This is a genomic window from Muricauda sp. SCSIO 64092, assembly GCF_023016285.1.
Classification (GTDB): Bacteria; Bacteroidota; Bacteroidia; order Flavobacteriales; family Flavobacteriaceae; genus Croceivirga.
This window is the reverse complement of record NZ_CP095413.1, coordinates 3,316,930-3,331,040: the sequence shown is the minus strand read 5'-3', so window position 1 is coordinate 3,331,040 and position 14,111 is coordinate 3,316,930. Positions and strand designations below refer to the sequence as shown.

Annotated in this window: 12 protein-coding genes; 8 read left to right on the top strand and 4 right to left on the bottom strand. The window is 43.6% G+C overall.

Going from position 1 to position 14,111, the window contains the following annotated elements:
* Positions 1-10: 10 nt before the first annotated feature.
* The 3 genes from L0P88_RS14115 to L0P88_RS14105 all read right to left on the bottom strand — a co-directional run bounded on the left by L0P88_RS14115 (position 11) and on the right by L0P88_RS14105 (position 2,367).
* Positions 11-757: a leucine-rich repeat domain-containing protein gene (locus L0P88_RS14115; RefSeq protein WP_247130565.1), complete on the bottom strand. Its 747-nt coding sequence runs from the start codon at positions 755-757 to the stop codon at positions 11-13.
* Between the two features lie 229 nt (positions 758-986).
* On the bottom strand, positions 987-1,286 hold the full coding sequence (locus L0P88_RS14110; protein ID WP_247130564.1) for a hypothetical protein: 300 nt from the start codon (positions 1,284-1,286) through the stop codon (positions 987-989).
* Between the two features lie 343 nt (positions 1,287-1,629).
* Entirely contained in the window at positions 1,630-2,367 is a 738-nt protein-coding gene (locus L0P88_RS14105) for a hypothetical protein (RefSeq protein WP_247130563.1), read from the bottom strand.
* Between the two features lie 267 nt (positions 2,368-2,634).
* Between L0P88_RS14105 and L0P88_RS14100 the strand changes: the two genes are divergently transcribed.
* From L0P88_RS14100 to L0P88_RS14075, 6 genes are all read left to right on the top strand, one after another.
* Complete coding sequence (locus tag L0P88_RS14100; RefSeq protein WP_247130562.1) at positions 2,635-5,133, top strand: zinc-dependent metalloprotease; 2,499 nt, start codon at positions 2,635-2,637, stop codon at positions 5,131-5,133.
* Positions 5,134-5,295: 162 nt separating this feature from the next.
* Positions 5,296-5,478 (top strand): hypothetical protein, encoded by a 183-nt coding sequence (locus tag L0P88_RS14095; protein ID WP_247130561.1) that lies wholly within the window; start codon positions 5,296-5,298, stop codon positions 5,476-5,478.
* Between the two features lie 95 nt (positions 5,479-5,573).
* Positions 5,574-6,026 carry a hypothetical protein gene (locus tag L0P88_RS14090; RefSeq protein ID WP_247130560.1) on the top strand — a complete coding sequence of 151 codons (453 nt, stop codon included), beginning with the start codon at positions 5,574-5,576 and terminating at the stop codon, positions 6,024-6,026.
* Between the two features lie 226 nt (positions 6,027-6,252).
* Complete coding sequence (locus L0P88_RS14085) at positions 6,253-7,056, top strand: SH3 domain-containing protein (RefSeq protein WP_247130559.1); 804 nt, start codon at positions 6,253-6,255, stop codon at positions 7,054-7,056.
* A gap of 264 nt (positions 7,057-7,320) precedes the next feature.
* Positions 7,321-7,701 carry a VOC family protein gene (locus L0P88_RS14080; RefSeq protein ID WP_247130558.1) on the top strand — a complete coding sequence of 127 codons (381 nt, stop codon included), beginning with the start codon at positions 7,321-7,323 and terminating at the stop codon, positions 7,699-7,701.
* Positions 7,702-7,891: 190 nt separating this feature from the next.
* Entirely contained in the window at positions 7,892-9,055 is a 1,164-nt protein-coding gene (locus L0P88_RS14075) for an MFS transporter (RefSeq protein WP_247130557.1), read from the top strand.
* Between the two features lie 85 nt (positions 9,056-9,140).
* On the opposite strand, the gene L0P88_RS14070 is transcribed toward L0P88_RS14075, so the two are convergent.
* Positions 9,141-11,564, bottom strand: a complete 2,424-nt coding sequence (locus L0P88_RS14070; protein WP_247130556.1) for a glycoside hydrolase family 3 C-terminal domain-containing protein — start codon at positions 11,562-11,564, stop codon at positions 9,141-9,143.
* 81 nt (positions 11,565-11,645) lie between these two features.
* Between L0P88_RS14070 and L0P88_RS14065 the strand changes: the two genes are divergently transcribed.
* Both L0P88_RS14065 and L0P88_RS14060 read left to right on the top strand, forming a co-directional pair.
* Positions 11,646-12,362 carry an NUDIX hydrolase gene (locus L0P88_RS14065; RefSeq protein ID WP_247130555.1) on the top strand — a complete coding sequence of 239 codons (717 nt, stop codon included), beginning with the start codon at positions 11,646-11,648 and terminating at the stop codon, positions 12,360-12,362.
* A gap of 104 nt (positions 12,363-12,466) precedes the next feature.
* Entirely contained in the window at positions 12,467-13,873 is a 1,407-nt protein-coding gene (locus L0P88_RS14060; protein ID WP_247130554.1) for an ankyrin repeat domain-containing protein, read from the top strand.
* Positions 13,874-14,111: the final 238 nt, after the last annotated feature.

The window sequence follows — 14,111 nt, the reverse complement described above, 5'->3', positions numbered from 1 at the left end:
TGTCCAAATACTACTCCTGTAGTTCCTCAAATTCCAATTTGGACAAACCTTCCGGCGATGTCTTAAAGTCGATGGGTATGGCAACTCCTTTCCTCACCACAAAATCGGTCATGACCAATTGTTGTTGGGAAAGCTTTCGCAGTGCATCAAAATTGGTAAATCCATTATGGGCCAGGTAAAGCCGTTTCAGCTTTTTCAATTGCTCCATACCAAGGGGGATTGCCCCTTCCAAATTGTTGTTGGCCACTGCCAAAGTCCTTAATTGGGAGAGTTCATTGATTCCCTGGGGCAATTCGCCCATAAACGTATTATTGTTCAAATTGAGTTCTTCAAGACGCGTTAGCTTACCAATGGTATTGGGGATGTTTCCGGCCAAGGCATTATCCGAAAGATTGATGGTTCTCAGGTTTTTCAATTTTCTGAACAATCCCGGAACTTTTCCCCCAATGGTGTTGTTGGACAAATCCAGGACTTCCAAATGTCTTAGATTGCCAATGGTAATAGGAATCCTACCCTGTAAATTGTTGTTCGATAGATGTAGGCCCACTACCTTGCCATTTCTGACCGTAACCCCGTGCCAGGTGGAAATCGGCTTACTCTGATCCCATTCGTTGGTCCATAAATGACCCTTGGTTTTCGCCTTTAACTCCAATAGGGCAATAACTTCACGTTGGCTGACCTCATTTTGCGCCATGAGCATGGGGAGGGTCAAACACACCATCAGTAGTAAGGAGAACACGGATTTAAAAGTCTTCATAACAAATGTTTGATTTGGCGTAAAGCTGGATTGTCCCAAAATTCAGAAAGGGCGTGCTCTTAAACAATTAATTGTGGTATAACCGGACAAATTAGTTGATCAAACCGAACAAAACTGAGGTCTGCCTTTTAGCAAGTACCAACGATTTTGGAAAAATGGGCATAAAAAAAGCCCCGACCGCACGGTCGGGGCTTTTTCACTAACTAACTCTAATACACTCTATTGAAATCTACTCTTTGTATGGATTAAAATCCTCTGGAAGATAATCCTTGGTTTCAAAACCCAAGTCTATGGCATCTTCCTCAATAAAATTCAAACTCTTTATGGAAACGTCTTCTTGGTAGGGATCAAAACCTTCAGGCAAATAGTCCGAGGTTTCGAAACCAAGTTCCGTTTGTTGATCCAATTCAATATAATCCACGGAATCTATATTGAATTCCCCTTTTGTCATTTCAGCCGATTTTGCACTTAACATGGGCAAGAACAACGCTGCCACAAATGTTAAAACAAGATATTTTTGATACTTCATAACCGTCATTTTTTAGTAATGGTTGACAAAGGTAATACGCTTAAAATTCAACTTTAGTATGCTTTTCAGTTTCGTTAACAGGCCCAAAAAATACTGTAGGAAAAGTATTGTCAACAAAAGGATTGCCCCTTTATGGAGGTGGCATCATTAGCATTCCTTTTTTGCCAAGTTGGCAACATTTGGCCCCATTTTTTAACAACTACATTTCGTCGATTTTTTCGTTATTTTTTTGTTAATTCCCCGTATTGGACCCCGTTACCATGGAAACAAACAAAAATCCCGGCGATTCGCCGGGATCCTTGACTAACTAACTCAAAAATTTGATAAAATGAAAACATCCTACCTAGTTTGACCCTGTATAGGGATCAAAGTCTTTTGGGAGATACGTGGCCGTATCAAAACCCAGATCAATTTCTTCTTCCTCAATGTAGTTGATGGCACTTAGGGCAACCGTATTTGGAAAGGAATCAAAGTCTACCGGCAGATATTCTTTGGTATCCAAACCAAGTTCCCATTCCACCTTTTCCATATCCACGTAATGCACAGTGTCTATATCAAAGTATACTTCGTAGGGATTAAAGCCTTCTGGAAGATAATCTTCGGTATCAAAACCCAGTTCCACTGTTTCCTCCTCCATATAGTTAACGGAGTTGATATCAAAAGTGGAAGTGTAGGGATCGAATCCTTCCGGCAAATAGTCCCAGGTTTCAAAACCAAGGTCAACTTCGGTGTTATCTTTGATATATATGACGGAATTCAAATCGAAAAAGCTTTCATAGGGATCAAATCCTTCAGGAAGGTAATCTTCGGTTTCAAAACCTAAATCTACCTCGGACTCCTCTTCAATGAAATCAATATCGTCCAAATTCAACTCATAAGTCTTGCTTTCCTCGTAAGTCCATACGTAAGGGGAAGCTTCCTCAACTACATCGGCCTCAACAGTAAGGGCCGCAAAATTGTTCTCAAAGCTACGGTTGGTTTCTTGACTGGCCTGAAAGACAGGAACCGCACTTTTTTGTTCTTCTGCTATGGGGCTACTGCTCATTAATAGACACCCATAAATTAATAATAACTTGTTCATTTTTCGATTGATTTGATGATTGATGTTAATGCTTATAAGACTGCTCAAATTTCCATTTGTTACAGTCGATCACTTCATTTTAACAAAACTTCAATACGCTCTTAGCACAAGTATAGTGGGCGTTTTGAGCCAAACCATCAATAAAATGCAGGATTCCCAAAGGTTAATATCGACCGGCAAAAAAAAATTAGTTAATATGATTTTAACACTTTTCTTAGGTAATTTTTTGGTTCTTTGAACGAATACACCATATTCAAATTAATCAAAATGACGCAAAAATTGTTGGTGAGGATCGTAATCCTTTTCCTTTTTATGGGCTCATTTCAAACTTCCGAAGCCCAACTTTTCAAAAAAAAGAAGAAAAAAACCGAAACAAAGGCCCCGGAAAAACCTAAAAAAGGAGCCATTAAGCCCTATGAAAAAGTAATTACCAAAGATGCCAAAACCGATGACGGCCTTTTTAAGGTACATCAGGTAGAGGACAAACACTACTACGAAATTCCGGATTCCCTATTTCAAAGGGAAATGTTGATGGTGAGCCGAATCTCCAAAACCGCTACGGGAATCGGTTTTGGAGGGGGAAAGATCAATACTCAGGTCTTGCGCTGGGAGAAGAAACCAAAAAAGGTGTTGTTGCGCGTGGTCTCTTATGGAAATTATGCGGCGGATTCCCTTCCCATTCATGAGGCCGTTGTGAATTCCAATTTTGAACCCGTGCTTTTTGCCTTCGATATTAAAGCATTCAACAAAAAGGATTCCTTGAATCCGGCCACGGTAATCGAAATAGATCCCTTATTCACCAAAGATGTGAATCCTTTGGGTATGCCAGATAGGTTTAGGAAAAGATACAAAGTGAGTCGCATGGACGGGGACCGCAGTTATATTGAGTCCATAAAAAGTTACCCCTTGAATATTGAGGCACGTCATGTAAAAACCTATGCTGCTAAGGAACCTCCAAGCAATCAAAGCATGGGTTCAATTTCAGTTGAAATCAATAATTCCATGATCTTGTTGCCCGAAGAACCTATGCAACGTCGCTATTTTGATGAGCGCGTAGGTTGGTTTGCCAGGGGACAGGTAGATTATGGCCTCGATGTCCAAAAGAGCAAGACGGTACGTTATTTAGATCGCTGGCGACTGGAAGTAAAAGATGAAGATGTGGAGAAATTTAAAGCCGGGGAATTGGTGGAACCCAAAAAACAGATTGTCTATTATATTGATCGGGCCACTCCCGAGAAATGGAGGCCTTACATTAAACAGGGCATTGAAGATTGGCAGGTAGCTTTTGAAGCCGCAGGATTTAAAAATGCCATCATTGCCAAAGACCCCCCAACACCGGAAGAAGATTCCGAATGGTCCCCCGAGGATGTTCGGTATTCCGTGGTCCGCTACTTGGCATCGCCAATTCCAAATGCGAACGGGCCCCATGTCAGTGACCCGAGGAGCGGTGAAATTTTGGAATCCGATATCAATTGGTACCACAATGTAATGTCGCTACTTCGCAATTGGTTCTTTGTACAAACGGCAGCTATAAATCCCGAGGCCCGAAGCATGGAGTTCAGGGATGAAATCATGGGACGCTTGATCCGCTTTGTTTCCGCCCATGAAGTAGGCCATACCATAGGGTTGCCACATAATATGGGTAGCAGCGTAGCCTATCCCGTGGATTCGCTGCGTTCGGCCACCTTTACCAAAAAATATGGGACCGCACCTTCCATCATGGACTATGCCCGCTTTAACTATGTAGCACAGCCCGGTGATGATGGGGTGGCCTTAATGCCCGATATTGGTCCTTATGACAAGCACTCAATCAACTGGGGATACCGTCCCATTTTGGGGAAATCGGCAGAGGAGGAAAAACCCATTTTAAATGAGTGGATTTTAGAATATGCGGATGATCCCATGTATCGTTTTGGCCATCAACAAGTAGGGGATGTCCATGATCCAAGTTCCCAAACGGAAGATTTGGGGGACGATGCGGTGAAAGCCAGTACCTATGGTATTGCCAATCTTAAGCGTATAATTCCCAGTCTTATGGAATGGACCACGGAAGACGGTAAGGACTATGAAGATCTAAAAACGATGTACGGTCAGGTTGTAAACCAATTTAGACGATATATGGGACACGTTTCCAACAATATTGGCGGTGTTTATGAATATTACAAGACCGCCGATCAAGAAGGTGCCGTCTATACCCATGTCCCCACGGACCATCAAAAAAAGTGTATGGAATTTATCCAAACCCAGCTTTTTGAAACCCCGGAATGGTTACTTGACCAAGAGATCTTCAACAAGGTGCAGTATTCCGGTTCGGTAGAACGCATTCGGGCGCTGCAGGTCGGAACATTGAACAATATCATGCACTTGGGTAAAATGGCAAGAATCATTGAAAACGAAACCATGAATGGAAAAGGGGCCTATGGGCTTTTGGAAATGATGCGTGATATGCGCCGAGGGATATGGTCCGAAACACGAAACGGAAGAAAAATAGATACCTACAGGCGCAATCTACAAAAGGCACATATTGATCGTCTTGAATATTTGATGACGGCAGAAAACCAGAAAAGGCTATCCGCACTTGGAGGTTACCGAAAATCCACGGTCGTAAATACCAGTCAATCGGATATCCGTTCGGTGGCACGTGCAGAATTGAACAATCTGAAACGGGACATTAGAAATGGTCTTTCAAGAATTTCGGATTCCATGAGCAGATATCACCTTCAGGATGCCTTGGAACGTATTGATATGATTTTGGACCCCAGTTAGTAAAAAGGGGCACCTAGCAATCCATTTTTTAAGGGGCAAACGCAAAGTTTGCCCCTTTTATCGTCAGTAACGATGTATTCACCTACAAAAATCATCCGTTGACAACATATTGAAAAAAGCATTCCATCGTTTTCGTAACTTTAAAATCCCTAAATCCTACTTATGAAAGCCTATAAAGTCAAAAGTCTAATCTATCTGGGTTGCTTTATCGTTGCCGCTGTGGTGTACTACCATATTGAACAGGACCAAAAATTCCAGAATTCCTTTTTAGCTTCCCAAACCGCACAATTGGAAGCCCAAGATCAGCCTGAAGAGGAAAAGAAAGAGGAAGTTGACCTTAATTAAGGTTCCCCTGTTAAAAGCTTCATAAATTACTTCACTGTCATTAAACCTTTATGATTGGTAACGGTCATAGGTGTAAATCAAAAACAGTTAATATCATGAAGTATGCAAAAGTGTTTGTGGTCATTGCCTTAACGTCCACAATAATTGTAAGTGCCCAGCAGCAAAGGCATTCTGGGGGCAAAGGTAAATACTACAAAGAATTTACCGTAGAACAACTGGCCACCTTAAAAACCAAAAAAATGACCTTGGCCCTAGATCTATCCGAAAAGCAACAGCAAGAGGTCATGAAATTCCATATGGCAGAAGTGGAATACCGCAAAACAAAAATGGAGGAACGGCAAGCCAAAAAAGAATCCGGCGAGTTAAAAAAACCAACTGCAGAAGAACGTTATGCCATGGAGAATGCCAAATTGGACCGAATGATCGCACAGCAAAAACAGCTCAAGGAAATACTATCGAACGAGCAATACGATCAATGGAAAAAAATGCAGCTGTATAGGCATTCGCAACAAAAACAAAAATCAAGAAAGGAAAGTAGAAGAGGGTAATGGTTTTTTGTTGATTGGAAAGCCCCGCACTCCCAAACCGATGGGTAGTCTCGGGGCTTTTTCCTTTGTAAACGACCCTAAAACGGTAAACTCGCCTTGAGTTTAGTGTTAAGCTTTTTATAATTGAGGTCATTCATCCATAAAAAGTGGCATTTCATCGTCATTGACAACATTGCGCCATCTTCCCGGCGTACATACCAAAACGTTCATTTTAAATCTTAATTCAATGAAAACAAGACAGATGTTATCCATCCTTACCTTACTAGCCATCTGTTTGTTTACCAATGCCCAAGAAAAATTGCACTGTTCCTATGAGGACTGTGATTTTACAAAAGGCGAAGTCGTTTATCTTTTTGGGGACGATGTCCTGCTCCGTGAAGCACCCACTGTGGAATCCAAAATCCTTGGGAAACTGGAAATTGGAACCCATATGGTCATCCTGGAAAAACACAAAAACTCTTGGCCTTACAAGGGAATCGATTCCCATTTCTACAAGGTGGACTACAAAGGAACCGAAGGGTACATCCTTGGTGGTCTTATTGCTTTGGAGAAAAAAACGGTTCATGGGGTCACCCATCTCTTCGGTAGGGCAAAGTCCGCACAGCAGGACTATTTACTGATCCGAACACTGAAAGGTGATGGAAAATTCACTGAAAAATCCGTTCGATTGGACAACCCCCAATTTTATCTTACCGTCCAGGGCAATAAAGGACTTTCGCAAATTGATGCCATGCTCTATGTAGATTACGTGGCTGAGGGTTGTGGTGTGGAAGGCGGTCGTATTTATTTCTTCCAAAAGGAGGATTCCCTTTATCAGGTAGCACGCCTTTCCAAAATTTTTGATGCCGGTGTGTACGCTATCCAGGAGGAGTTCATTTTTCCCGAAGATGAGGATGGGATAGAAGGGAAAATCCGATACACCAAAGAATTGGCCGAATATTATGATGATGCCGCCAATTGGGAAAAGAAAAGCCTTGAAAGCAAAGAGCTGATTTGGACAAACCATAGTCTTGGTCTGGCCCAACGGTAAATGATCCACTCTTATAAACGCAGAACTGGGGCAAGACCCCAGTTTTGTGTTGCACAAGCCTACCCAACCTTCTGAAGCCCAAAAACAGGGTTTTCCGTGCTGTAACCCTTTAAGACTTCGGCTAGCCATAGGATAGCTACATCAATAGAACCCGTCTTGCGTTTGGAAAGGCGGCCATAATGAATTATGCTGGCAGTCCCATTGTACGGCATATTTCCCTTTACCCATTTTCAATCGTATCTTCATTTGTCAAAGTCAACACCCATGAACCTCAATCAAATTACGGCACCCTCCTCAAATCTCTCCAAAACCATTCCTTTTTACCAAACTTTGGGACTCCGGTTAATTGTACATTCCGCTCCCCACTATGCCCGCTTTGTCTGCCCCGATGGAAATGCCACCTTTTCATTGCATCTGGTCAAGGAGCTTCCTAAAGGCGAAGGAATTTATGTCTATTTTGAATGTGATGATTTGGATAAGCATGTGGAAGCGCTGGTTGAAAAAGGGGTGCATTTTGAAGAACTACCCAATGATAAACCATGGTTATGGCGCGAAGCCCGACTAAAAGACCCGGACGGCAATCAATTGATTTTGTATCATGCCGGGAAAAATCGGGTGAACCCCCCTTGGCGAATAAACGGATAGGCCTTAGGACCAAAAACCATCCAAATCAGTAGTATTTTTATAGGTTCCCGGACCACCAAACCCATCTCAAGCACTTAAGACCATTTATTATGAAATGGATATGAAAGGATACTGATGTCATTTCGAACCAAATCAGAGGCATGGGAAAGGCATAAATCAATTCCCATGGCTTCATTACTTTCGTAGCCCTATGCAACAACGCAAACATATTCTCCCTACCATTGTAGTGGCCCAGTTTTGCTGTACCTCGTTATGGTTTGCCAGCAATGGGGTAATCGGGGAACTTGTCGCTAATTTTCAATTGGGCAACAGTGCCTTGGGCAATCTAACCTCTGCTGTGCAGTTTGGTTTTATATCCGGCACGCTCATTTTTGCCCTATTGACCATTACCGATCGTTTTTCCCCTTCCAAGGTATTTTTTGTTTCAGCGCTATTGGGCGCCCTATTTAATTTTTCAATGTTATGGCCGCACAACAGCTTGACCAGTCTTCTCATCTTTAGGTATTTCACTGGATTTTTCCTAGCAGGCATTTATCCCGTGGGGATGAAAATTGCAGCGGATTATTTTGACAAGGGACTCGGAAAGTCCCTGGGGTTTTTGGTTGGGGCATTGGTAGTGGGCACGGCCTTTCCGCATTTGCTCAAGGGATGGGGTGAGGCGGTGGCCTGGGAATCGGTCATTAAAACCACTTCCGGACTGGCCGTTTTCGGCGGGTTGTCACTTTTCCTTTTTGTGCCCAATGGGCCGTTTCGCAAACCGAGTCAAAAGGTAGATTTAAAAGCATTTTTTAAGGTGTTCCGGCAAACGGATTTTAGGGCGGCGGCTTTCGGGTATTTTGGACATATGTGGGAACTGTACACCTTTTGGGCCTTTGTTCCCATACTCTTGGCAACTTATACAGACCTACACCAAGCCAAGGTGCCCATAGCCATCTGGAGCTTTGTCATTATTGCCCTGGGAGGACCGGCCTGCGTATTGGGGGGATATATTTCCCAAAAAATGGGGGTGCGGAATACTGCGGGCACCGCTTTGTTCCTATCGGGCTGTTGTTGCCTATTGGTTCCCTTGGCATTCCTCCTGCCGTATCCAAGCCTTTTCTTGCTCTTCCTCTGTTTTTGGGGCATGGTGGTCATTGCCGATTCGCCTTTGTTTTCTACCCTGGTAGCACAAAATGCCGAACCTCAGCTCAAAGGAACGGCATTGACCATTGTTAACTGTATCGGCTTTGCCATAACCATTGTTAGCATCCAATTCATAGTTTACCTACAGACCCTTACGGCTTCCAATGGGTTATATCTTTTGCTGGCCATTGGTCCGCTGTTCGGTCTAATCAGCCTCTTTAACAAAAGGTAGCTTTTAAATTGAATGAGATAATTCATTCCTATGTGCCACCCTGAGCTTATTGAAGGGAATGTGACCTGGAAATGGTTATGAATCCTTACAACTCCACTTCCCCTATTTTTTGGATACTTCTGGAAGAGGCACCAACTTTAATTTTATACGCACCCTTTTCCAAAGCCCAACCATTGTCATCTTCATCCCAATACCGTAACTCTTTGACCGGAATCTTTAGGAACAGGCTGTCCATTGCACCCGGTTCAAGGCTTTTGGTTTTGGCAAAGGCCTTTAATTCCTGAATTGGTCGGTCAATAGTGGAATTCAGTTTTTCGGTATACACTTGCACCACTTCTTTACCAGGTAATTCGCCAACATTCATGACGGTCATGGTCACATTAATGGTATCGTTTTGTGTATTTAATTCCATGTCCCCATACTCAAATTGGGTATAACTCAACCCATATCCAAAAGGATAGGAAACCTCTTTGTTTTTGGTATCGAAATGGCGGTATCCCACATATACCCCTTCATCATAGTGGGTGTAATCCTCGTCCCGTACTTTTTCCCCCTCAGGTTTTTCTTTTGGAGGGGATATCAGACTTCCTATCATACCCGTAATCGTCATGTGTTTTGGGTTTTTGGGGAAATTGGCATGGGAAGCATGGTCTCCCAGGTTTACCGGAAATGTCATGGGCAATTTGGCGCTTGGATTTACATGACCGATTAAAATATCGGCAACGGAGTTGCCCCCTTCCTGTCCTCCTTGCCAAGCCAAAAGGATGGCATCCGGCTTTTCTTTCCATGAAGCCGTTTCAATAACGCCACCCACATTTAAAACGACAATCAGTTTTTTCCCCACGGTATGGAAAGCCTCACTTGTAGCCGTAATCATTTCCTGTTCCACATCGGTCAATAAAAAATCATCGACCTCCACACGATCGCCTCCCTCTCCGGCATTTCGTCCCAAGGTCAAAATCCCGACATCCGTACTGGAGACGATAGTCTCCAATTGTTGGGCGGTGTACTTGATTTCCGGTGGCGAAAAAGGGTTCATCATCGCATCAAAGCCCTCCGGTTGTACAAACGCCTCTGCATTGGCCACTTTATGGGCCTCGTATATGCTTTTGGCCTTTTCATTAATTTTGAGCCCTACATTGGAGAGTCCCTCTTCCAAGGATACGGTATAGGCTTCATTAACATCCCCCGAGCCAGTTCCTCCAGCGATAAATCCATAAGAAGTGGCTCCCAATAGGGCAACATTCTCAATATCACGTAAAGGAAGGGCATCTTCATTTTTCAAGAGGACCATACCTTCAGCAGCGGATTTTCTGGTAATCTTAGCATGTGCCTCCAAATCCGGATCATTCCCAAAATCATAATTTCCAAGCTTCTTTGTTTTAAAAATCAAGGTAAGGATGCGACTTGCTGCGCGATCAATATCGGCTTCCAACAACTCCCCATTTTCCGCGGCTTCCGTTAAGGCCTTCCATTGTCTTTTGGTTCCCGGTTCCAACAGATCATTCCCAGCTTTGATCTGTTCCGGTGCATTCCTGCCGCCAAACCAATCGGTCATGACCAGGCCCTCAAAACCCCAATCGTCACGTAGAATGTCCGTCAATAAATATTTACTCTCGGAGGTGTAGGTTCCATTTACCTTGTTATAGGAGGACATAATGGTCCACGGCTGGGATTTTTCCACAATATGTTCAAATCCCTTTAAATAGATTTCACGCATGGCGCGTTCAGAAACGATCACATCATTTACAAAACGCTCCGTTTCCTGATTGTTGGCCACAAAATGCTTTACAGAGGTACCGACTCCGTTCGATTCAATACCATTGACAATGGCTGCCCCCATATATCCGGACAATAGGGGGTCTTCCGAAAAATATTCAAAATTCCTTCCGCAAAGTGGATGCCTATGGATATTGGCACCGGGACCCAAAATCACATCTATTCCGTATTCCACGGCTTCGTTGCCCATGGCAGTACCCACATCGTGCACCAATGCTTCATTCCAGGTGGATGCCAAAAGGGTGGCAATGGGAAAAGCCGTACAATAGTACGTTCGGTCCTCGCCCTCACGGGCTGGTAAAATACGCAATCCGGCAGGGCCATCCGAAAGGTATACCGTAGGTATTCCCAATCGTGGTGTTGGAACAATGGTTCCCACTGCTCCGGGAATTCCCTCACCTGGCTCTGTTTGCCCCATGGCAGAGGCAATACCCGATCCCTTTAACAGGTGTATTTTCTCTTCCAGGGTCATTTGCGAAAGGACATCGGACACCCGTGCTTCAATGGATTGGCGGTCATCTTCATATACATCCAATTTGTCATTGCCATTTCGGTCCAAAAAAGTATGGCCGTCCACGGTTATTTCCGACACATCCTTGTTTTCAACATAATCCCCTTCAAAATCAAAAAAGGTGGATTTTAGATAGCGAAATCCCAAAAATCCGGCCAATACCAAAACAAGGACCAGCCCTACCAAAATTTTTAATGCAAGAAACAGTTTTTTTTTCATGGTTCTACAATTGTGACTATTTGTCACAAATATAATCATTTATTTTGTGGCACAACGTCACAAAACAGTATTTTTGTATTCATGGAAATAGAAAAAATACTGGAAGAAGGTGCAGCGCATTTCCTGCCCAATCTGTCGATAGATTTGGTAATCATCGGCTATAAACAAGGAAAACTCCAGTGCCTATTGCTGAAATTCGAAAAAAAATGGGTGTTGCCGGGGGGATACATCAAAAAAGAAGAATCCGTGGATGAAGCGGTGGTCCGAATCCTTAAGGAGCGAACAGGACTGGAAGAACCACATTTTAAGTTCCTAGCGGTCTTTGGTGATGCCAACAGAAGGTTTTCCGAAGAGTTTAAACGGTATTTCAAAAAATATGATCTGCCCTGGAAAGACGATTATTTCATCAATAACCGTTTTGTGACCTTGGCCCACTACTCCCTTGTGGACATTGACAATACCCATCCTACCGCTTCCGGCTTTGACGAGGCAGTAGCATGGTTTCCTTTTGAGGAACTGCCGGAATTATGGCTGGATCACAGAGACATTATCAACACGGCCCGGAATCGCTTGAAAACGGACATCAAACGAGAGCAATTGTCCTATAATCTATTGCCCGACCCCTTTACCATGCCTGAGTTGCACCGCTTGCACCAAACCATTTTGGACGAACATTTGGACCGTAGTCGATTTCAGAAAAAAATGCTGGCCACCGGGCTTTTTGAACGCCTTCCCAAGCTTAAAAAGGAAACACCGGGCAGCAATCCATACCAATATCGATTAAAACAGAACATTTGATGGTCTTCAACTTGATAAAATACTGGGGTTAGTTAGTACATTTGGGGCTAAGGGATAAAAAGTTTTGCCCCAATTGACGTCAAGAATTGAGCTAAAACCCAAAGATGGCACCAATATATTGTTCCAAGCTTAGAAACACGGTCATTCCCATAGTGTACTTTTTACTGTTAAGCCCAACCATCAATGCCCAAAGCATTTACAGAACTGCCTGTCAGGGTAATATTGCCCGACTGGACAGTATGCTTTTAAAAGTGGATATCAACACCCAGGACAATCGAGGCCGGTCGTTATTGCACTGGGCGGTAGCCTGTAATAAACAAAAGGTTTTTGAACATTTGATGGCCAAAGGAATTGCGTTCAATTTAGAGGACAACGAAGGTGCCACGCCTTTATATATGGCCGTTCGATTTCAGCATATGGGCTTTTTCGATGCATTGGCAGGAATGCTTAGCGATGTTGACTGGCAAAAACGTTACGGCGCTTCCTTGCTGGAAAAAGCCATTTTGAACCGCGACCTCAGTTTTGTACGAAAACTGGTAGAAAGTGGCGTACCCATTGACAGTAAAAACAAAAAGGGCAGCACCCCCTTGGAGATCGCATTACGTACCGAAACTTCTGAAATAGCGGACTGGTTGGTCACAAATGGTGCCGATAGGACCTTGGTACGCAATTTTACGCCACAAGGGGACTACATGGGACAAGAAGCACCTGGAAAGGAAGCCAAGGTATTTGCCCCCAACTTTATCTCTTCGGAAGAATATGAGTTCGGTTCGGTATTTAATGCCAAAGGAAACGAATTCTATTATGGCGTTGACCTTGGTGGCCGAAATGTGATTCGGTTTTCAAAAAGGGAAGGAAATGAGTGGACCCAACCGAAAACCATCCTTTCCCATGAACGATATGGTTACAACGACCCTTTTTTATCCCCTGATGGGAACCGACTGTATTTTATCTCAAACCAGGCCCTGGACGGCCAAGGGGACCCAAAGGACATCGATATCTGGTATGTGGAACGTAAAGGAGTGGGTTGGTCCGAGCCTATAAATGCGGGCCCAAATATCAATTCTGAAAGTGAGGAGTATTATATCTCCTTTGCCAAAGAGGGTACGATGTACTTTGCCTCCGATAAGAACCAATCACATCACGATATTTACTATTCCAAATTTGTGGATGGGGAATTTCAAGAAGCGGTGAAATTGGGGAATGCCATTAATACCGAGGCCTATGAGGCCGATGTATTTGTGGACCCCAATGAAGCCTATTTGATTTTTTGTGCCCAACGCCCTGATGGACTGGGGAGGGGGGACCTCTACATCAGCTTTAAAAAGGCCGATGGTTCCTGGTCACCATCGGTCAATATGGGGAATACCGTGAATACCGAACATCATGAACTCTGCCCTTTTGTCACAGAAGACGGCAAGTACCTCTTTTTTACCAGTCGACAGGATATTTACTGGGTGAGCACCGCAATTATTGATGCCCTAAAAACAAAAAGTACCGCTATGGACTAGTATTGGCCATTTCCAACCCGCCCAGAACGGAGCCGAAGGAAATGAGGGAAATCCATCATTGCTTTCTTTGGATTTCTCAGTCGCAAAACTCCTTCGAAATGACAATCTCCACCTCCAAAGCTATCTTTTGCCGTCATACTGAATTTATCAAGGTGGGAAATTCTACCTTCATTCTTTTAAAAGTGTAACATTTCCAAACGATCTTGCTCCTTCCAACAGTTCATAAAACTGTTGACCA